This is a genomic window from Pseudarthrobacter sp. B907, assembly GCF_040137805.1.
In the GTDB taxonomy this organism is placed as follows: domain Bacteria; phylum Actinomycetota; class Actinomycetes; order Actinomycetales; family Micrococcaceae; genus Arthrobacter.
Map to the genome: position 1 here is coordinate 269,348 of NZ_JBEEQE010000003.1, position 19,832 is coordinate 289,179.

At 66.4% G+C, this 19,832-nt stretch carries 20 protein-coding genes; all 20 read left to right on the forward strand.

Annotated features, from left to right (window positions below; all coding sequences use genetic code 11):
- Positions 1 to 2: 2 nt before the first annotated feature.
- The 20 genes from thrB (at position 3) to ABLI39_RS04345 (ending at position 19,828) form a co-directional block, all read left to right on the forward strand.
- Positions 3 to 989, forward strand: coding sequence for a homoserine kinase (thrB, locus tag ABLI39_RS04250; protein ID WP_349412175.1), 987 nt, complete (start codon positions 3 to 5; stop codon positions 987 to 989).
- Positions 990 to 1,298: 309 nt separating this feature from the next.
- Positions 1,299 to 3,371 carry a transcription termination factor Rho gene (gene rho / locus ABLI39_RS04255; protein ID WP_349412176.1) on the forward strand — a complete coding sequence of 691 codons (2,073 nt, stop codon included), beginning with the start codon at positions 1,299 to 1,301 and terminating at the stop codon, positions 3,369 to 3,371.
- A gap of 231 nt (positions 3,372 to 3,602) precedes the next feature.
- Positions 3,603 to 4,676 carry a peptide chain release factor 1 gene (prfA, locus tag ABLI39_RS04260; protein ID WP_349412177.1) on the forward strand — a complete coding sequence of 358 codons (1,074 nt, stop codon included), beginning with the start codon at positions 3,603 to 3,605 and terminating at the stop codon, positions 4,674 to 4,676.
- Between the two features lie 34 nt (positions 4,677 to 4,710).
- Positions 4,711 to 5,610, forward strand: a complete 900-nt coding sequence (prmC, locus tag ABLI39_RS04265; RefSeq protein ID WP_349412178.1) for a peptide chain release factor N(5)-glutamine methyltransferase — start codon at positions 4,711 to 4,713, stop codon at positions 5,608 to 5,610.
- Complete coding sequence (locus ABLI39_RS04270; RefSeq protein ID WP_349412179.1) at positions 5,607 to 6,398, forward strand: L-threonylcarbamoyladenylate synthase; 792 nt, start codon at positions 5,607 to 5,609, stop codon at positions 6,396 to 6,398. Before prmC ends, ABLI39_RS04270 begins: the two co-directional genes overlap by 4 nt.
- 1 nt (position 6,399) lies before the next feature.
- Positions 6,400 to 7,311: a glycosyltransferase gene (locus ABLI39_RS04275; protein WP_349412180.1), complete on the forward strand. Its 912-nt coding sequence runs from the start codon at positions 6,400 to 6,402 to the stop codon at positions 7,309 to 7,311.
- 6 nt (positions 7,312 to 7,317) lie between these two features.
- Positions 7,318 to 8,262: a glycosyltransferase gene (locus ABLI39_RS04280; protein WP_349412181.1), complete on the forward strand. Its 945-nt coding sequence runs from the start codon at positions 7,318 to 7,320 to the stop codon at positions 8,260 to 8,262.
- A 114-nt stretch (positions 8,263 to 8,376) separates the two neighbouring features.
- Positions 8,377 to 10,341, forward strand: a complete 1,965-nt coding sequence (locus tag ABLI39_RS04285) for a polysaccharide biosynthesis protein (RefSeq protein ID WP_349412182.1) — start codon at positions 8,377 to 8,379, stop codon at positions 10,339 to 10,341.
- Positions 10,341 to 11,363, forward strand: a complete 1,023-nt coding sequence (locus ABLI39_RS04290; protein WP_349412213.1) for an MraY family glycosyltransferase — start codon at positions 10,341 to 10,343, stop codon at positions 11,361 to 11,363. Before ABLI39_RS04285 ends, ABLI39_RS04290 begins: the two co-directional genes overlap by 1 nt.
- A 78-nt stretch (positions 11,364 to 11,441) precedes the next feature.
- Positions 11,442 to 11,927: a Cg1360 family ATP-synthase-associated protein gene (locus ABLI39_RS04295; protein ID WP_349412183.1), complete on the forward strand. Its 486-nt coding sequence runs from the start codon at positions 11,442 to 11,444 to the stop codon at positions 11,925 to 11,927.
- On the forward strand, positions 11,920 to 12,249 hold the full coding sequence (locus tag ABLI39_RS04300; RefSeq protein WP_349412184.1) for a hypothetical protein: 330 nt from the start codon (positions 11,920 to 11,922) through the stop codon (positions 12,247 to 12,249). Before ABLI39_RS04295 ends, ABLI39_RS04300 begins: the two co-directional genes overlap by 8 nt.
- A gap of 91 nt (positions 12,250 to 12,340) precedes the next feature.
- Entirely contained in the window at positions 12,341 to 13,141 is an 801-nt protein-coding gene (gene atpB, locus ABLI39_RS04305; protein WP_146337178.1) for a F0F1 ATP synthase subunit A, read from the forward strand.
- 80 nt (positions 13,142 to 13,221) lie between these two features.
- Positions 13,222 to 13,440 carry an ATP synthase F0 subunit C gene (atpE, locus tag ABLI39_RS04310; protein WP_003804776.1) on the forward strand — a complete coding sequence of 73 codons (219 nt, stop codon included), beginning with the start codon at positions 13,222 to 13,224 and terminating at the stop codon, positions 13,438 to 13,440.
- Positions 13,441 to 13,493: 53 nt separating this feature from the next.
- Positions 13,494 to 14,045 (forward strand): F0F1 ATP synthase subunit B, encoded by a 552-nt coding sequence (locus ABLI39_RS04315; protein WP_349412185.1) that lies wholly within the window; start codon positions 13,494 to 13,496, stop codon positions 14,043 to 14,045.
- Positions 14,045 to 14,872 (forward strand): F0F1 ATP synthase subunit delta, encoded by an 828-nt coding sequence (locus ABLI39_RS04320; protein WP_349412186.1) that lies wholly within the window; start codon positions 14,045 to 14,047, stop codon positions 14,870 to 14,872. Before ABLI39_RS04315 ends, ABLI39_RS04320 begins: the two co-directional genes overlap by 1 nt.
- An 83-nt stretch (positions 14,873 to 14,955) precedes the next feature.
- Entirely contained in the window at positions 14,956 to 16,593 is a 1,638-nt protein-coding gene (atpA, locus tag ABLI39_RS04325) for a F0F1 ATP synthase subunit alpha (RefSeq protein WP_349412214.1), read from the forward strand.
- 76 nt (positions 16,594 to 16,669) lie between these two features.
- Positions 16,670 to 17,563, forward strand: a complete 894-nt coding sequence (locus ABLI39_RS04330) for a F0F1 ATP synthase subunit gamma (RefSeq protein ID WP_349412187.1) — start codon at positions 16,670 to 16,672, stop codon at positions 17,561 to 17,563.
- Between the two features lie 82 nt (positions 17,564 to 17,645).
- Positions 17,646 to 19,100: a F0F1 ATP synthase subunit beta gene (gene atpD / locus ABLI39_RS04335; RefSeq protein WP_138768903.1), complete on the forward strand. Its 1,455-nt coding sequence runs from the start codon at positions 17,646 to 17,648 to the stop codon at positions 19,098 to 19,100.
- A 1-nt stretch (position 19,101) separates the two neighbouring features.
- Positions 19,102 to 19,386: a F0F1 ATP synthase subunit epsilon gene (locus ABLI39_RS04340; protein WP_104172348.1), complete on the forward strand. Its 285-nt coding sequence runs from the start codon at positions 19,102 to 19,104 to the stop codon at positions 19,384 to 19,386.
- Between the two features lie 10 nt (positions 19,387 to 19,396).
- Positions 19,397 to 19,828, forward strand: coding sequence for a DUF2550 domain-containing protein (locus ABLI39_RS04345; protein WP_349412188.1), 432 nt, complete (start codon positions 19,397 to 19,399; stop codon positions 19,826 to 19,828).
- The last annotated feature ends 4 nt before the right edge of the window (positions 19,829 to 19,832 follow it).

Here is a 19,832-nt window from a genome sequence, read left to right on the forward strand (position 1 = left end):
CCGTGGAAACCACCCTCACCGTCCCGGCCGAATCGCCCGCCGAAACGCCGGCGGTTCCGGCGGGGCAGGCGGTCACCGTCCGGGTTCCGGCCACCAGCGCCAACCTGGGCCCTGGCTACGACAGCCTCGGGCTGGCGCTCTCGCTGCACGACACGCTGACGGTGGAGACCCTCGCCAGCGGCGAACTGGAGTTCGAGCTCAGCGGCGAGGGCGCGGACACGCTGCCCCGCGACGCGAGCCACCTGGTGGCCAGGGCCCTCACCGAGGCGCTGCACCTGCTGGGCTACCGCCACGAGGGACTGCGGATCACGGCGGACAACGTCAACCCGCACGGCCGCGGACTCGGGTCCTCGGCGGCCGCCGTGGTGGCCGCCGCCACCGCCGCGAACGCCCTGGTTCCCGCGGAGTCCCGGCGCGGCAAGGACTGGATCCTGCAGTTCACCTCAAAGCTTGAGGGCCACCCGGACAACGTGGCACCGGCCATTTTCGGCGGCCTGGCGCTGTCCTGGCAGGACAGTGACCAGTACAGCAGCACCTGCGCCACCGTCGACCCCGCAATCATTCCGGTGGTCGCCGTTCCGGACTTTGAGCTCTCCACCGAGGCCGCCCGGGCGCTGCTGCCGGCCTCCGTGGGGCACCACGCCGCGGCCATGAACTCGGGACGCGCTGCCCTGCTGATCCACGCGCTGACGCAGAAGCCCGAATTCCTGCTGCCCGGCACCGAGGACTACCTGCACCAGAGCTACCGCGCCCAGGCCATGCGGCCCAGCGCCGAACTGATTTCCGCGTTGCGGCGCGCCGGCCACGCCGCCGTCGTCTCCGGCGCGGGACCCACCGTGCTGGTCCTGGCCGCCGGCGAAAAGGAAGCGGCCGACGTCGTCGAGGCCATCGGCACTTTCACCGCCGCCAACACGCCGGAGGTTGCCTGGCGTGTGATGAAGCTGGCTGTGGACACTGAAGGTGCTAAAGTGGAAGTGCACCGGCGGTAATCACGCAAGCTTTTTCTAAGACCGCGATGTTGGCCAAGTTGCCTCTCTCATCTTTCACTGCGCAATATTTTCCGGTGCCACCTGCTTTCGGTCTGACGCAGGAACCTGCAGAATTCCTCTGTTCCCCCTGAAATGTCAGCCGGCCGTTCCATAATTCCGGAGCGTGACCTGGTGTAGCAGTATCCGGCCCTGCCGGCCGAAATCCAACCGGCAAGGCCGAAATCCCGGCTGCAGATCTGAACTGCAGCCCAGATCAAATCACCGCGTCCAGCTCCTAGCCTGGACGCCGTCGAGGGGGAAGGATCCTTCGTGACCGAAACCACTGAGCTGTCTTCAGCTGTGGAAACATCATCTTCTGCTGCCGCATCGGCAGCACCCGCCAAGAGCAGCGGCCTCGCAGGCCTCAAGCTCGCCCAGCTCCAGGCCCTGGCCAGCCAGCTGGGAATCTCCGGGGGCTCCCGGATGCGCAAGGGCGATCTGGTGACCGCCATTTCCGCCCACCGTGCCGGTACCCCCGTCAGCAAGGCACCCGCCCGCGCCGCCGAAAAGGCGAGCGACAACGGCACCGTGGCGCACGCATCGGCTCCGGCCGTCGTGCCGGCAGCCGCCGCGACCGAGGCACCGGCCCAGGAAAACCCGCGTGCCCGGACCCGTGGCCGGAGCCGCCGCGCGGGCAGCGACGGCGTCGTCACCACCCCCGCCGCCGAAGCACCCGCCGCGCCGGTCGAGGCACCGTCCGCCCCCGCCGAAGCGGCTCCGGCCGAGCAGGGCGCCGAGTCCAGCGACCGCACCCGCCAGCCGCGGACCCGCAACCGCCGCCGCGGCGAGGCCGCAGGCCAGACCGAAGCCCCCGCCGAGGCCCCGGCCGAGCAGGGATCCGGCGAACAGCGCCAGGAGCGCCAGCCCGAACAGCGCCAGTCCGAGCAGGGCAGCGATGCGGGCCAGCGTCGCGAGAACACCCGCGGCCGGGACAACAGCCGCGACAACACCTCCGGCAACCGCGACAACACCCGCGACAACGATGATTCCGACGGCGGCAGCCGCCGCAACCGCCGCAACCGCCGGGACCGCAACGACCGCAATGACCGCTCCGGTGGCCAGGACAACCGCGACAACAGCTCGCGCAACGACCGCTTCCGCGACCGCAACGAACGCCGCCGCGGCCGCTCCCAAGGTCCCGACGTCGACGACGTCGAGGTCACCGAGGACGACGTCCTGCTGCCGGTCGCCGGCATCCTGGACGTGCTGGAGAACTACGCGTTCATCCGCACCTCCGGCTACCTGCCGGGCCCGAACGACGTCTACGTCTCCCTCGCCCAGGTCAAGAAGTACAACCTGCGCAAGGGCGACGCCGTCGTCGGCGCCATCCGCGCACCGCGTGAGGGCGAGTCCCAGCAGAGCAACCAGCAGCAGTCCGCGCGCCAGAAGTTCAACGCGCTGGTGCGCGTCACCTCGGTCAACGGCAAGACCCCCGAGGAGCTCAAGGACCGCGTCGAGTTCGCGAAGCTCGTCCCGCTGTACCCCTCCGAGCGACTGCGCCTCGAGACGGACCCCAAGAAGATCGGCCCCCGCGTCATCGACCTGGTGGCCCCGATCGGCAAGGGCCAGCGCGGCCTGATCGTTTCCCCGCCGAAGGCCGGCAAGACGCTCATCCTGCAGTCCATCGCCAACGCGATCACCACGAACAATCCTGAGGTCCACCTCATGATGGTGCTCGTTGACGAACGTCCCGAAGAGGTCACGGACATGCAGCGCACAGTGAAGGGCGAGGTCATTGCCTCCACCTTCGACCGTCCCGCCGACGACCACACCACCGTGGCCGAGCTTTCCATCGAACGCGCCAAGCGCCTCGTGGAAATGGGCATGGACGTTGTGGTGCTCCTGGACTCGATGACCCGCCTGGGCCGTGCCTACAACCTGGCGGCTCCGGCCTCCGGCCGCATCCTGTCCGGCGGCGTCGACTCCGCTGCGCTGTACCCGCCGAAGCGCTTCTTCGGAGCAGCCCGCAACATCGAAAACGGCGGCTCGCTGACCATCCTGGCCACCGCGCTCGTCGAGACCGGCTCCAAGATGGACGAGGTCATCTTCGAAGAGTTCAAGGGCACCGGCAACATGGAACTGCGACTGTCCCGCCAGCTCGCGGACAAGCGCATCTTCCCGGCCGTGGACGTCAACGCGTCCGGTACCCGCCGCGAGGAGAACCTGCTTTCCCCCGAGGAAGTCAAGATCATGTGGAAGCTGCGCCGCGTCCTCTCCGGACTCGAAACGCAGCAGAGCCTTGAGCTGCTGACCAACAAGATCCGGGAGACCCAGAGCAACGTCGAGTTCCTCATGCAGGTGCAGAAGACGACGCTTGGTGCGAAGTCCGATAACGACAAGTAGCTGAGCAGGGGGTGGGGCCGTCGCGTATGTTCGCGGGCCCCACCCTTTGTCGTTCGATTTTTGCCGCCCCCGCCCCTACGCTGGGAGGCTTGCGATCTTCGATCGCCAGCCTCCCAGCTCCGGCAGGCCCGATGCCACTCCCGGGGCGGCAAAAAATCGAACGCCATGCTCTCGTCTCACCTATCGCCGCCGCATAACTAGACTTGGTATCAAGTCGAAAGAGGTTTTGAAATGTTTGAGTCCGTACAGGGCCTGTTGGATGAGCATGACTCCATTCAGGCGCAGTTGGGGGATCCTGCTGTTTATGCTGACCAGAAGCTGGCCCGGAAGCTGGGGCGGCGTTCGGCGCAGTTGAACGGCATTGTGGAGGCCTACCACCGCTGGGAGGGCATCCGCGACGACCTGGCGGCGGCCAAGGAAATGGCCGGCGAGGATCCCGAGTTCGCGGCCGAGGTGCCCGAGCTCGAGGCTGCCCTGGAGACGGCGGCGGCTAAGCTGCGCCGGCTGCTGATCCCGCGCGACCCGGACGATGCCCGCAACGTGATCCTCGAGGTCAAGGGCGGCGAGGGCGGCGACGAGGCGGCCCTGTTCGCCGGCGACCTGCTGCGCATGTACACCCGGTACGCGGAATCCCGTGGCTGGAAGACCGAACTCATCTCGGCCACCGAATCGGACCTGGGCGGTTACAAGGACGTCCAGATGGCCGTCAAGGGCACCTCCAACGACCCCGCCGAGGGTGTCTACGCGCGGCTCAAGTTCGAAGGCGGCGTGCACCGCGTCCAGCGCGTTCCCGTCACCGAGTCGCAGGGCCGCATCCACACCTCGGCCGCCGGCGTGCTGGTGTTGCCCGAGGTGGACGAGCCCGAGGAACTCGAGATCAACCAGAACGACCTCAAGATCGACGTTTACCGTTCTTCCGGCCCCGGCGGCCAGTCGGTCAACACCACCGACTCGGCCGTGCGCATCACCCACCTTCCCACCGGGATCGTCGTCGCGATGCAGAACGAGAAGTCCCAGCTGCAGAACCGCGAAGCCGGCATGCGTGTGCTGCGCGCCCGCATCCTGGCCCACCAGCAGGAGCAGATCGACGCCGAGAACTCGGCCCAGCGCAAGTCGCAGATCCGCACCATGGACCGCTCGGAGCGCATCCGCACCTATAACTACCCGGAAAACCGGATCGCTGACCACCGCACCGGCTACAAGGCGTACAACCTGGACCAGGTCATGAACGGCGACCTTGAGCCGGTCATCCAGTCCGCCATCGAGATGGACGAACAGGCCCGCCTCGACGCCATCGGCGACTAACGCGGGCCCTGCGCCCCGATGACACCTGAGCCTGATGATTCCTGATTCCGCTCCCAGCCTCGCGGACGCCGTCCGCGAGGCCACGGCCGTACTCGCCGCCGCCGGCGTGCCCAGCCCGAAGGTGGACGCCGAACTGCTCGCCGGACACCTGCTGGGCGTGGGTCCGGGCCGGCTCCGTGCCATGGTGCTCGGCGACACGCCGGCGCCGGCCGGCTATGCCGAACTGGTGGCCGAGCGCGCTCAGCGGATCCCGCTGCAGCACATCACCGGCGTGGCGCACTTCCGCTACCTGGAACTCGCGGTCGGCCCCGGGGTGTTCATCCCGCGGCCCGAAACGGAGTCCGTGGTCCAGCTGGTGATCGACTGGCTCAAGGACCGGGCGGGATCGGCGCACCCCAAGGTGGTGGACCTGGGCACCGGCTCCGGCGCGATTGCCGGCTCGATCGCGCACGAGGTGCCCGGCGCCGAGGTCCACGCCGTGGAGTTCAGCGAGTTCGCGCACGCCTGGGCGGCGAAGAACCTCCTGCCGCTGGGCGTCCGCCTGGTGCGCGGCGACCTGCGGGACGCGTTGCCCGAACACAACGGAACGTTCGACGTCGTCGTGTCCAATCCGCCGTACATCCCCGCCGAAGCGGTTCCCAACGAGCCCGAAGTGGCGCTGCACGACCCGCCCGAGGCGCTTTACGGCGGGGGAGCGGACGGCATGGAACTTCCCGCGGCGGCCGCCGCGTCCGCGGCCAGGCTGCTGGTCCCCGGCGGTTACTTTGTGATGGAACACGCCGAGGTCCAGGCCGGCTGGATTTCCGCGATGCTGGAGCGCTCAGGTCTCTGGTCCGGTGTGACAACCCATCTTGACCTCAACGGCCGGGAACGCGCCACCAGCGCCGTCCGCAAACCGGCCCCCACCCGCAGTGATGAAAGGATGTCCCAGTGACGACCAGCTACGATTGCGCCGATGCGGACCAGCGAGCCGCAGGACTTGAACACGCCCAGCGGGCCATCCGGGAAAACAAGTGCGTGGTGCTGCCCACCGACACGGTGTACGGAATTGCCGCGGATGCCTTCTCCCCGCTGGCTGTGACGCTGCTGCTCGCCGCCAAGGGCCGCGGCCGGAGCATGCCGCCGCCGGTGCTCATCCCGCGGCTGAACGCCCTGGACGGCCTCGCCACCGACGTCCCGGCCGAGGCGCGCCAACTGGCCGAGGCATTCTGGCCCGGCGGGCTGACCCTGATCCTGCACGCCCAGCCCTCGCTGGACTGGGACCTGGGCGAGACCAAGGGCACCGTGGCCCTGCGGCTCCCGGCCGACGACGTCGCCCAGGACCTGCTCACCCTCACCGGGCCGCTGGCGGTGTCCTCCGCCAACCGGACAGGCCAAGCCGCCGCCCAGAGCGCGGCCGACGCCGAGGCGCAGCTGGCGGAATCGGTGGAGGTGTACCTGGAGGGCGGCCACCGGCCGGTCGAGGGCGACGGCGCCGAACCCTCCACCATTATTGACGCGACGGCCCTGCCGTTGCGCGTGGTCCGCCAGGGTGCCATCAGCCTGGAGCGCCTGCGCGAAGTCGTGCCGGGCGTCCTGGGCGCCGGCGAAGAGCCGCCTGCCGAAGCCCCCGCCGAGACGCCCGCCGAGACTCCGGCCGAAGCGCCGGCTGGGGCGCCTGCCGATCCTGCCGAGGCCGGCCTGCCCGCCGACTCGGCCCCCGACCATTCCGCGAGGAACTGACATGCAGCCCAAAGTCGCCGTCGCGGCCGTAACCTTTGACCGTCACGAGGAACTTGCCCTGCTGCTGAAGGGCCTGGCGGATCAGACCGCCCCGATCCACTCGATCGCTCTCGTGGACTCCGGCACCGTGCCGGCCACCGGCGTCGTCGAGGCCCAGGGGGCGGCGAACATCAACTACCTGCGCTCCGAGGCGAACCTCGGCGGCGCCGGCGGCTTTGCCTACGCGATCATGGCCGCGATGGCCAGCGGCGCCGAGTGGATCTGGATGATGGACGACGACGGCCATCCCGAGGACGCCAGCTGCCTCGCCGAGCTGCTCAAGACCGCCGAGGAACACCGGCTCGACATCGTGAGCCCGCTGGTCGCCGCCACCGCCGACCCCAACCGGCTCTCCTTCAACTTCCGGATCAACGGGCTGCTGACCAACGACCGCTCGCGGCTGGCCCCGATGGGCTACCTCCCGGACATGGTTCACTTCTTCAACGGCGCCCTGATCCGCACCGAGGTCTTCTACAAGATCGGCATCCCCGACGTGAAGTTCTTCATCCGCGGGGACGAAGTCGACTTCCTCTCGCGGGTGAAAAAGGCCGGCCTGAAGTACGGCACGCTGGCCACCGTGGCGGTGCAGCACCCCGCCACCTGGACCGAGATGAAGCCCATCTTCGGCGGCTTCATCACCCCCGTCATCCCGGAGGGCGAGTTCAAGCGCTACTGCTACTTCCGCAACCGGGGCTTCCTCACCCGCAAGTACCGTAACCTGCGCTGGTTCGGCGCGGACATCATCGGCTTCCCGTACTACTTCCTCAAAACCGGGGACTTCAAGGGCCTCGCGCACTGGTTCCGCGCCTACTCCACCGGGTTCCGCGGCAAGGGCTTCGGCTCGCCCGCGCAACTGATGTCCAGCAACAGCTAGGCCGCCGTGGAGAACCTGTACGCCGTCGTCGTCACCTACAACCGGGCCGACTACCTGCGCAACCTGCTCGATTCCTTCGCCCGCCTCGGCACCGGTCCGGCGCGGATCATCGTGGTGGACAACGCCAGCAGCGACCACACGGCCGACGTCGTCGCCGCGGCGCTGGCGGGCGGGCTGCCGATCGACTACGCGCGATTGGACGAGAATATCGGCGGCGCCGGCGGGTTCTCCCGCGGCGTCGAGCTTGCGCTCGGCCGCGGCGCGGACTGGCTGTGGCTGATGGACGACGACGTCGAGGTGCTCCCCGGCGCGGTGGAGGCGCTGGCGAGGTTCACGCCGGACTACTCCTGCCTGATCGGCCGCCGCTACGACGCCGACGGCAAACCCTTCTTCTGGCAGCACCATTTTGTCGAGGCACTCGGGGTCTTCCTGCCGGTGTCCCGCGACGTGTTCGCGCACTCCGAGGTGTTCCGCACCAACGTCGGAAACTTCGAAGGCATGCTGATCAAGGCCTCGGTGGCGCGCAGCATCGGGCTGCCGGACCCGCGATTCTTCATCACCTGGGATGACCTGATCTACGGCTGGCTCGCCGCGCAACAGACTCCGGTGGTCTACGTCAACGCCTTCGTGATCAAAAAGGTCCGGGCGCAGCGCCAGGTGGACCTCGGCCTGCGCCACCTCAACGATTCCTCCGACCTGAGCCGCCGCTATGTGATGCGCAACCGCGGCCACGTCGCGCAGTACCTCCGGGCCCACGGCAGGTTCAACCGGCTCGGCTTCGGGGCCGGGACGGCGCTGACCTTCCTAAAGGAAATCGCCCGCCTCGTGCTCGTCGAACGGACGCTGAAGGGGACCGGGGCGCTCTGGGGCGGCTGGCGGGAATCCCGCGCCATCCTCGCCGACCGCGCCTGGAAACCCATGCCGCCGCTGCCCGCGGAGCCGGGCAGCTGACGCGAAAGAGATTAGTATCGTTTTAGGCCCCGACGCCGTCCGACAGTTGCGGCGGGGTATTTTTTGAAACAGGCGCCTGGCCGCCGTGGTAGTGGAAGTCGGTTGCAATCTCTGTTGACTACGAAATCTGAAGCGCGCGAAACAGCCGCACAACGGGACGAGAAGCCCGCCCTCTGGATCTGGATCCAGCTGTTCCTCGACTCCATGTCGTGGATCGTGGCGATCGTCCTCGCCCTGCTGCTGCGCTACGAGATGGGCATCCGCGCGGAGCAATTCGCCGGCGCCTTCGTCATTGCCGCCATCGCCGTCGTCGCCCAGATACTGGCCGGCTATGCCCTTGCCCTGTACCGGGGACGCTATCCCTTCGGCAGCTTCCAGGAGGCCAGGGCCCTCGTCTTCGTCACCGTGATTGTGGCCGCCTCGATCACCGTGAGCCTGCTAGTGCTGTACGAGGCCATCAACATCGGCCGCAGCGTGGGCCTGATCGCCTTCCCCTTCGCCTGCCTCTTTATGGGCGCGGCCCGCTACGCGAAACGGCTCTACGTCGAGGGCAAAACGCGGCCCGGCGACGAGGCGCAGAACACCCTGATCTACGGCGCGGGATTCCTCGGCAACTCGCTGCTGACCCGGATGCTGCAGGACTCGGATTCCCCGTACTTCCCGGTGGGCCTGATCGACGACGATCCGGCGAAGAAGCACCTGCGCCTCTCCGGAGTCCAGGTCCTCGGCCGGGGCGATGACCTCCCGGCGATCATCCGCCGGACCCGCGCGAGGGTGCTGGTGCTGGCCTTCGCCAACGTCGAGGCGCCGGTGGTACGCCGCATCTCCGACGCCGTCGCGGGCCTGAACATCCGCGTGCTGGTGCTGCCCCCGCTGCGGGACATGCTCGGCGGCGGGGCACCGGACGGCTTCTCCGACTTCCGCGACGTGGCGGTCGAGGACCTGATCGGCCGCCGGCCCGTCGACATCAAGGTCGACGAAATCGCCGGCTACATCAAGGACAAACGCGTGCTCGTGACCGGCGCCGGCGGCTCGATTGGCTCGGAGCTCTGCCGCCAGATCGTGCAGTTCTCCCCGGCGGAACTGATCATGCTCGACCACGACGAGACCGGCTTGCAGCACACCCAGATCTCCATCACCGGCCGGGGCCTGCTGGCCGGCCGCGATACCGTGCTGGCCAACATCCGCGACGGCGAGGCGCTCCAGGACATCTTCGAGGACCGGCGACCCGAAGTGGTGTTCCACGCGGCCGCGCTCAAGCATGCGCCGCTGCTCCAGCAGTACCCGGTCGAGGCCTGGAAGACCAACGTCTGCGGCACCCTGAACGTCCTGCGCGCCGCCCAGCGGGCCGGCGTCTCGCACTTCGTGAACATCTCCACCGACAAGGCCGCCAATCCCACCACCGCCCTGGGCCACTCCAAGCGGGTCGCGGAAAAGCTGACGGCCTGGATGGCCGGCCAGACCGGCGGCAAGTTCGTCTCGGTCCGCTTCGGCAACGTGATGGGCAGCCGCGGCTCGATGCTGCCCCTCTTCACCGAACAGATCCGGGTGGGCGGCCCCGTCACGGTCACCGATCCCGACGTCACCCGTTTCTTTATGACAATCCCGGAGGCCTGCCAGCTGGTGATCCAGGCCGGCGCAATCGGCGCGGGCGGCGACGTGATGATCCTGGACATGGGCGAGCCGGTGCGGATCCTGGACGTCGCCCAGCGCATGATCGCCATGTCCGGCAAGAAGGTCGAGATCATCTACACCGGACTGCGGCCGGGGGAGAAGCTGCATGAGGAGCTGGTCGGCACCGGCGAGCTGGACCAGCGGCCCCTGCACCCGAAGATTTCCCACACCAAGGCATCGCAGCAGGACCCGGACAAGCTTGACCTCAATGTCTGGCTGGCCCGCTGCGAAGCGGAGCAGGGTGCCAGCATCGCTGACATCCCCGACGACGAGGCCGACGAAGCGGGCGAGATCCGGGTGGCCTCGTGNTGGCTGGCCCGCTGCGAAGCGGAGCAGGGTGCCAGCATCGCTGACATCCCCGACGACGAGGCCGACGAAGCGGGCGAGATCCGGGTGGCCTCGTGATGCCGCTGGCCGTGGCGGCCGGGATCACGCTGCTGGCCAGCCTGCTGCTGCCCTTTGCGGTGAAGCCGTGGCTGGTCCGGATGGGCGTGGTGGACGTGCCCTCCGCCCGGTCCTCCCACCACAAGGCAACGATCCGCGGGATGGGTGTTGCCACAGCCCTGGCCACCGCCACGGGTTACCTGGCCGCAGTCATGCTCGGCGTCGTCACGGTGGACCGCTCGGTGTTCGCCGTGGTGCTGGCGATCATCGCCGCATGTTCGGCCGTGGGCTGGATCGAGGACCTGCGGGGACTGTCCATCCGGGGCCGCGCCGCCGCGCAGCTCGGCATCGGGGCCGCCGGCTCCGCGGCGCTGATCGCGCTGACCGGCCAGTCCTTCTGGTGGCTTCCGCTGGCCGCCGTCGCGATAGCGGCCTACGTCAACATTGCCAACTTCATGGACGGCATCAACGGGATCTCCGGCCTGCACGGGGTCACCGCCGGCAGCGCCTACGCGGTGGCCGGCCTGCTCGCCGACCAGCCCTGGCTGACCGCCGGCGGCGCGGTGCTCTCCATGTCCTTCCTCGGCTTCCTGCCGTGGAACCTTAGCCGCGGAGCGGTCTTCCTCGGCGACGTCGGCAGCTACCTGCTGGGCGCCTCGATCGCCGCCCTTGCCGTGGCCGGATTCCTCTCCGGCGTCTACGTCGAGTACCTGCTCACGCCGATCCTGGTCTACGCCGCGGACACAGGCTACACCCTGCTGCGCCGGATCAAGGCGGGGGAACGCTGGTACGCGTCCCACCGCGAGCACGTCTACCAGCGGCTCAACGACGTCGGATTCACGCACCTGCAATCGGCCGCCCTGGTCACCGTGTGCACCGCGGCCGTGATCGTGCTCGGATTCATCGCCGCCACCGCGCCGCTGCCCGCCGTCGCCCTCTGTGTGGCCGGCAGCCTGCTGATCCTGGTCCTGTATCTGGCGTCCCCGGACCTGATCCGCCGGTTCCGGCGCCGTTCCAAGGTCACCCGCCTCCCGGTGGCCTAGCCGTGTTCTATCTCGTGTAGAATTCAGGGGCGGCTTGTCGCCGCCCCCGCCCTTACCACCACCGACGATTGGGATCCCATGAGCTCCAACGCCGAGTCCGGACGTACGTCCGGCAGCGGACCCGTTGGCGCTTCCGGCCCCACCCCGTCGCTGTGGCTGCGGCTGCTGGCCATCAGCGCGGCGGCCGCCGGGGGAGCCCTCCTGGTCACCGCAGCCCTCGCCTTCGTCTTCAACGGCGGCTTCGGCGCCCTGTCGAGCCTCTTCGGCGGCGCGCTGGTGATGGCCTTCTTCGCGATCAGCCTGGCGATCGGCCACTTCGTCGGCCGCAACAACCCCTCCGGTGCGATCGGATTGTTCGTCGCCACCTACTTCGTGAAGGTCGTGGGCTTCGCGGTGGTGCTGTTTGTCATTGGCGCCCCCGGCTGGCTGCACGAACGCTGGTTCCTGATCGGCGCCGTCGTCAGCGTTGTCGCCTGGCAGGCAGCCGAAGTCATCGGCTTCCGCAAGGCCCGGCTGCAGATCTACAACGACCCCGACTCCACGGAAGGCGGCACCCATGCCTAGCCGCAACGAGCGCGAGAAGAACACCCCCAAAACGCCCCGCAGCACGGGCGGCGCCCCCGGCGTGTCGCAGGACGGCAACGACGGCGGATACAACGCCGGGATCGCCGTCTTCAGCTACATTGTTGGCGGAATCATCGTCTGGAGTTTGATAGGGTGGGGTCTGGATAATCTGTGGGGAACCCGCTGGATTGTGCTCGCAGGCGCCCTGCTTGGAGCTGCGGGAGGGTTCTATCTTTCTCATATGCACGGCCTCACCAGCCACCGAAATCCGGCCGGTGGAGACGGCGCTGCAGGTGGCCCGTCCAAGGACGCGGAACAGTAATGCCAAAAAATTTCAGAGGGGGAATGGCTGACAGGAATGTCGCCGCTCCCCGCCCAACGCCCAATGATGGACACTGCAGAGAGGAAACGCGTTGATCGCGCTTGCGCTCCCGGCCCAAGATTCAGGAGAGTTCACTCCTCCTGGAATTGAACAAATGCACCTGCCGGCTATCCTGCCTTGGGGTGCGGCCGAAGGATTCTCCAAGCAGATGCTGCTGGTGATCCTCTCGGTCGTCATTATCGCCACATTCTTTGTGCTGGCTGCGCGTAAGCAGCAGCTCGTTCCCGGCAAGCTGCAGTTCGCAGGCGAGGCCGCCTACGGCTTCGTCCGCAACGGCATCGCCAAGGACATCATCGGCGGCAAAGACTTCATCAAGTACGTTCCGCTGCTGTTCAGCCTGTTCTTCTTCATCCTGGTGAACAACATTTACGGCGCGATCCCCGTGATCCAGCTCCCGAGCTTCTCGCACGTCGGCGGCGCCTACGTCCTCGCCGCGATCGTGTACGTCACCTGGATCGCGATCGGCATCAAGAAGAACGGCCTGAAGTACTTCAAGCTGGCCACCGTGCCGAGCGGCGTGCCGGTCTACATCCTCCCGATCGTCATCCCGATCGAGATCATCTCCAACTTCCTGGTCCGGCCCGTGACGCACAGCCTCCGTCTGTTCGCCACCATGCTGGCCGGTCACCTGATCGTGATGATCGCCGGTTCCGGCATCGAGTTCCTGGTCATGCAGGAGAATGTCCTGCTCAAGGGCGCCTCGGTCCTGGTCCTGGCCGGTTCGCTGGCGATGTACATGCTGGAGGCGCTGATCATGGCGCTGCAGGCGTACGTCTTCACGCTGCTGACCGCGATCTACATCGAAGGCGCACTGCACGCCGACAGCCACTAAGGCTCCCACAAACTTCCCCCCAGGGGGATGAAGCAACCCAAACAACCTGCCACACGGGTGGCATCTTGAAAGGAAGAAAAATGGAAGGCTCCATCAACGGCTCCCTCAACCTCATCGGCTACGGCCTCTCCGCCATCGGCGGTGGTATCGGTGTGGGTCTCGTGTTCGCTGCTTACATCAACGGCGTCGCACGTCAGCCGGAAGCTCAGCGCGTGCTGCAGCCGATCGCATTCCTCGGCCTTGCGCTGACTGAAGCCCTCGCCATCCTCGGCCTGGTCTTCGCATTCGTTCTCAAGTAAACCTTCAGAACCCAGCGAACATCCAGAACCGAGTAGATAAGGACGGGTGAAATATGAAGCAGCTGATCATCTCAGCCGCCACCGAGGGGGCAACCAACCCCCTCGTTCCCAACCCTTGGGAAATGTTTGTCGTCTTTGCAGGCTTTGCTGTCCTCCTGTTCATCGTGACGAAGTACGTAGTCCCGATGTTCGAGAAGAACTTCGCAGAGCGTGCCGAGGCGATTGAAGGCGGCATTGCCAAAGCCGAAAAGGCGCAGGCAGAAGCTTCTGCAGCACTCGAAGAGTACAAGCAGCAGCTCACGGACGCCCGCACCGAGGCCAACCGCATCCGCGAGGAAGCCCGTGCCGAAGGCGCCCAGATCCTGGCGGATCTGAAGGAGAAGGCAGCTGCCGAGTCTGCCCGCATCACCGCCCAGGCACACGCGCAGATCGAATCCGAGCGCCAGGCGGCCGTCGTGTCGCTCCGCGCAGAGGTCGGCACGCTGGCCACCACGCTGGCCGGCCGCATCGTTGGCGAAGCACTCACCGACGATGCACGTTCAGCCCGCGTGGTTGACCGCTTCCTGGCAGATCTGGAGAACCAGAACGCAGGTGCAGCTAAGTAATGGCAGGTGTATCGAGCGAATCGCTGACCGCGGCACTCGTCGCGTTGGAGGCCAAGCTTCCCAACGCCTCGCTGCAGTTGGCTAAGGAACTCTTCGGAATCCTGGGAACGGTGGACAGCTCGGCTGGCTTGCGCCGTGCCCTGACCGACCCGTCCCGCAGCGGTGACGAAAAGTCGGCGCTGGTCAAGCAGCTCTTCGGCGGAAAAGTCTCCGCCGATGCTGTGGAGATCGCGAGCAGGCTGGCCGGCTCACGCTGGGCGTCGGCGCGTGACATCGGCGATGCACTCGAGACTCTTGCCGCTTCGGTGGTAATTGCCGTTGCTGAAAACAAGTCGGCAGTCTCTGCCTCGGGCATCACCGGACTGGAAGCGCTGGAGAACGATCTGTTCGCCTTCAACCAGGCCGTCGATGCCAGCCACGAGGTTCAGCGTTCCCTGTCCGAGCCGCAGGCGAGCCAGGCAGCCAAGGTTGCTCTCGCCGAGAAGCTCGTGCCCAGTGCAAGCGAGGAGGCGAAGGTCCTTATTGGACAGGCAGTCTCGCAGCCGCGCGGGCTCAAGGCCACCAAGCTCGTCAGCCGTTTCGCCGAGCTTGCCGCCAAGCGCCAGCAGCGCTGGATCGCCACGGTCAGCGTCACCCGTCCGCTGACGGAGGCCCAGGCCAGCCGTCTGCAGGCAGGGCTCAATGCCCTGTACGGCCGCGAGCTCAAGATCAACATGAACGTTGACCCGGCACTGATCGGTGGCATCCGGATCCAGATTGGCGACGAAGTGGTTGACGCTTCGGTCCTCGCCCGCCTGGGCCAGCTCCACCGCCAGCTTGCTGGTTAGCCGGACAAGCACAACTTACCGACAAGAAACCCCGGTCATCGTGAGCAACGATGATCACGAAAACAGGAGAGCAGGGACTGCAGATGGCCGAATTGACCATCAACGCCGACGACGTCCGTAATGCGTTGAACGAGTTCGCGGCGTCCTACGAACCCGGAAACGCAGAGCGCGTAGAGGTTGGCCGTGTAACAACCGCAGGTGACGGCATCGCCCGTGTTGAGGGCCTTCCCTCGGTCATGGCGAACGAGTTGCTTCGTTTCGAAGACGGCACGCTGGGCCTGGCCCAGAACCTCGACGTCCGCGAGATCGGCGTGATCGTGCTCGGTGACTTCACCGGCATCGAAGAGGGCCAGGAAGTCCACCGCACCGGACAGGTTCTGTCCGTCCCGGTCGGCGACGCCTTCCTCGGCCGCGTGGTTGACCCGCTGGGCCAGCCGATCGACGACCTCGGCGAGATCAAGGCCGAGACCACCCGTGCGCTGGAACTCCAGGCGCCCGGCGTGACCCAGCGTAAGTCGGTCCACGAGCCGATGCAGACCGGACTCAAGGCTATTGACGCCATGATCCCGATCGGCCGCGGCCAGCGTCAGCTGATCATCGGCGACCGCCAGACCGGCAAGTCCGCCATCGCCATCGACACGATCATCAACCAGAAGGCCAACTGGGCTTCGGGCGACGTGAAGAAGCAGGTCCGCTGCATCTACGTGGCAATCGGCCAGAAGGCCTCGACGATCGCCGCCGTGCGCCAGACCCTCGAGGACAACGGCGCGCTGGAATACACGACCATCGTGGCTTCCCCCGCCTCCGACCCCGCAGGCTTCAAGTACCTGGCACCGTACGCCGGCTCGGCCATCGGCCAGCACTGGATGTACGGTGGCAAGCACGTCCTCATCGTCTTCGATGACCTCTCCAAGCAGGCCGAAGCCTACCGCGCCGTGTCGCTGCTGCTCCGCCGCCCGCCGGGACGCGAAGCCTACCCTGGCGACGTCTTCTACTTGCACTCCCGCCTGCTGGAGCGTTGTGCAAAGCTCTCCGACGAACTCGGTGCTGGCTCCATGACCGGCCTGCCGCTGATCGAGACCAAGGCGAACGACGTGTCCGCCTACATCCCGACCAACGTCATCTCGATCACCGACGGCCAGATCTTCCTGCAGTCGGACCTCTTCAACGCCAACCAGCGTCCCGCCGTCGACGTCGGCGTGTCCGTCTCCCGTGTTGGTGGCGCCGCACAGGTCAAGTCCATGAAGAAGGTCTCCGGTACCTTGAAGCTGGAACTGGCCCAGTACCGGGACATGCAGGCATTCGCCATGTTCGCCTCGGACCTCGACGCCGCATCGCGCCAGCAGCTGACCCGCGGCGCACGCCTGATGGAACTGCTCAAGCAGGGCCAGTACTCGCCGTTCCCGGTCGAGGACCAGGTTGTCTCCATCTGGGCCGGCACCAACGGTTACCTCGACGACGTTCCGGTTGAAGACATCAACCGCTTCGAGACCGAGTTCCTGGAGCACCTCAAGCACAAGTCCTCCATCCTGACCACGCTGGCGCAGACCAACGTTATGGACGATGACACCGCTGAAGCGCTGAAGACCGCGATCGTGGACTTCAAGAAGGGCTTCTTCGGCGAGGGCGACAGCTACCTGGTCGGTGCGGGGCACGAGGAGTACGCCCCGATCGACGAGGACCAGGTCGACCAGGAAAAAATCGTCAAGCAGAAGCGCTAGTTTCGCTGGCAGGGACTGCCGGAACCCCCGCGGGTTCCGGCAGTCCCGGCCACCGGGATCTTAGGAAAGGATAAGTATGGGAGCCCAGATTCGGGTCTACCGCCAGAAGATCAGCTCGACGACGTCGATGCGCAAGATCTTCAAGGCGATGGAACTGATCGCTACCTCGCGCATCGGCAAGGCCCGCGCACGCGTAGCGGCTTCACTGCCTTACGCAAACGCGATTACGCGCGCCGTTTCTGCTGTCGCAACTCAGAGCGAAATCGACCACCCGCTGGTTACCGAGCCGGAGCAGATCCGCCGCGCCGCCGTCCTGGTCATCACCTCCGACCGCGGCCTCGCAGGGTCCTACTCGGCGACGGTGCTCAAGCAGGCGGAAGGCCTCACCGAGCTGCTCCACGAAGAGGGCAAGGAAGTCAAGACGTACGTCATGGGCCGCAAGGCACAGGCTTACTTCGAGTTCCGCAACCGCCCCTACGAGCGGGTGTGGACCGGCAACACCGACGCACCGCTGTTCGAGACGGCGCGGGAGGTCGGCGAAGCACTGCTGGCTGACTTCGCCACGGCCTATGAAGAGGGCGGTGTCGACGAGATCCACGTTGTCTATACCCGCTTCAAGTCCATGGTGACCCAGGAGCCGACGGTTATCCGCCTGCTCCCGCTCGAGGTCGTCGAAGAGCAGGCTGCCTCCGAGTCGGAGCTCCTGCCGCTCTACGAATTCGAGCCGGAAACGGAGCAGGTACTCGATGCCCTGCTGCCGCGCTACATCGAGTCACGCATCTTCGCCGCCATGTTGCAGGCAGCAGCTTCCGAGCTCGCCGCCCGCCAGCGTGCGATGAAGTCCGCCGGCGACAACGCCACGGAACTCATCAAGAAGTACACGCGTCTGCGCAACACTGCCCGCCAGGCTGAAATTACGCAGGAGCTTTCCGAAATCGTGGCAGGCGCCGAGGCGTTGAACGCGTCCTAGCCTGCCCGCTACGGACCCAGCTGTACCTGCACCAAAGAACAAACTTAACCGCCCACGCCATCTACTGAGTGAAGTGAGAGAGATGACTGCCACTGCTACCGAACACGTAGCCGCAACGTCCGGTGCCACCGGCCGTATTGCCCGTGTTATTGGCCCGGTTGTCGACGTCGAATTCCCGGCTGACGCAATCCCCTCGATTTACAACGCACTCACCACGGAGATTACTCTCAACGGTGAGACCAAGACCATCACCTTCGAAGTTGCGCTGCACCTCGGCGACAACCTCATCCGCGCCATCTCGCTGCAGGCGACTGACGGCCTGGTCCGCGGCACCAACGTGGTTGACACCGGTGCCCCGATCTCCGTCCCCGTCGGCGACGGCGTCAAGGGCCACATCTTCAACGTACTGGGCCAGCCCCTCGACGTGACCGAGTCCGAGCTGCAGATCAGCGAACGCTGGCCGATCCACCGCAAGGCTCCCGCGTTCGCGACCCTCGAAGGCTCCACCGAGATGCTGGAGACCGGCATCAAGGTGATCGACCTGCTCACCCCGTACATCAAGGGTGGCAAGATCGGCCTGTTCGGCGGCGCCGGCGTCGGCAAGACCGTGCTGATCCAGGAAATGATCACCCGTGTTGCCCGCAACTTCGGCGGCACCTCGGTGTTCGCCGGTGTCGGCGAGCGTACCCGTGAAGGCAACGACCTCTGGGTCGAAATGGAAGAGGCCGGCGTCCTCAAGGACACCGCTCTTGTCTTCGGCCAGATGGATGAGCCGCCGGGAACGCGTCTGCGCGTTGCCCTGTCCGCCCTGACCATGGCGGAGTACTTCCGCGATGTGCAGAACCAGGACGTGCTGCTCTTCATCGACAACATCTTCCGCTTCACCCAGGCAGGCTCCGAGGTTTCCACCCTCCTCGGCCGCATGCCGTCGGCCGTGGGCTACCAGCCCAACCTGGCTGACGAGATGGGCCTCCTCCAGGAGCGCATCACGTCCACCAAGGGCCACTCCATCACCTCGATGCAGGCCATCTACGTTCCCGCAGATGACTACACCGACCCGGCCCCGGCCACGACCTTCGCACACCTCGACGCGACCACGGAGCTTTCCCGTGAAATCGCCTCCCGTGGTCTGTACCCGGCCGTTGACCCGCTGACGTCGACCTCCCGCATCCTGGATCCGCAGTACATCGGACACGACCACTACAACACGGCCGTCCGCGTCAAGCAGATCCTGCAGAAGAACAAGGAACTCCAGGACATCATCGCCATCCTCGGTGTCGATGAACTCTCCGAGGAAGACAAGATCGTCGTGTCGCGTGCACGCCGTATCCAGCAGTTCCTGTCGCAGAACACCTACACGGCCAAGCAGTTCACCGGCGTCGAAGGCTCCACCGTGTCCATCAAGGACACCGTGGAAGGCTTCACCGCGATCTGCGACGGCGACCTCGACCACATCGCAGAGCAGGCGTTCTTCAACGTCGGCGGCCTGGACGACGTCGAGCGCCAGTGGGCCAAGATCCAGGAACAGACCAAGTAATATGGCTGAGCTTGAGGTTGAGATTGTCGCAGCGGACCACTTTGTGTGGTCCGGAGCGGCCAAGATGGTCAAGGCCCGCACCAGCGATGGTGAAATCGGAATCCTGCCCGGCCACTCGCCCCTGCTGGCGATTCTGGCCGAAGGTGAACTGGCGATCGAGCCGGTTTCCGGTGACCGCATTGCCGTAGTTGTCGACGGAGGGTTCTTCTCCGTCGACAACAACCGGGTCGTCATTGTCGCTGACAACGCCCAAATGGGTGACGCGGCTACTGCGGGGATCCGCTAGCCCTACCTTGATGAACGTTACTGGTTTTCCGTTCATCGTCCTGGCAACCGTTTTCGCGTTGCTGGTCTTTGCACTGTGCCTTTCCGGGGTGCGCCGCTTCAACCTGCGGCGCGCCCTGGGCACGGTGGACGCCTCCATCTGCATGGCTGGAAACAGCTGGCGGATGGGGGTTTGTCGTTATCAGGACAACGACCTTGAGTGGTTCCGGCTGGCCTCGCTCAGCGTGCGCCCGAAGCACACCTTCCGCCGCAGTTCGCTCGAACTCGTCGGCCGCCGCGAACCCACCGAATCCGAACTGGTCAAGGTGCAGCCCGGGTCCGTGATCGTCGAACTGCGCTACGAGGGCCAGGACATCCTGCTGGCCATGCGGTTCGACGCCTACACCGGCCTGTCCTCCTGGCTCGAGGCCGGACCGGTCATCGGCGTCGGCACCTGGCGCTAGCCCC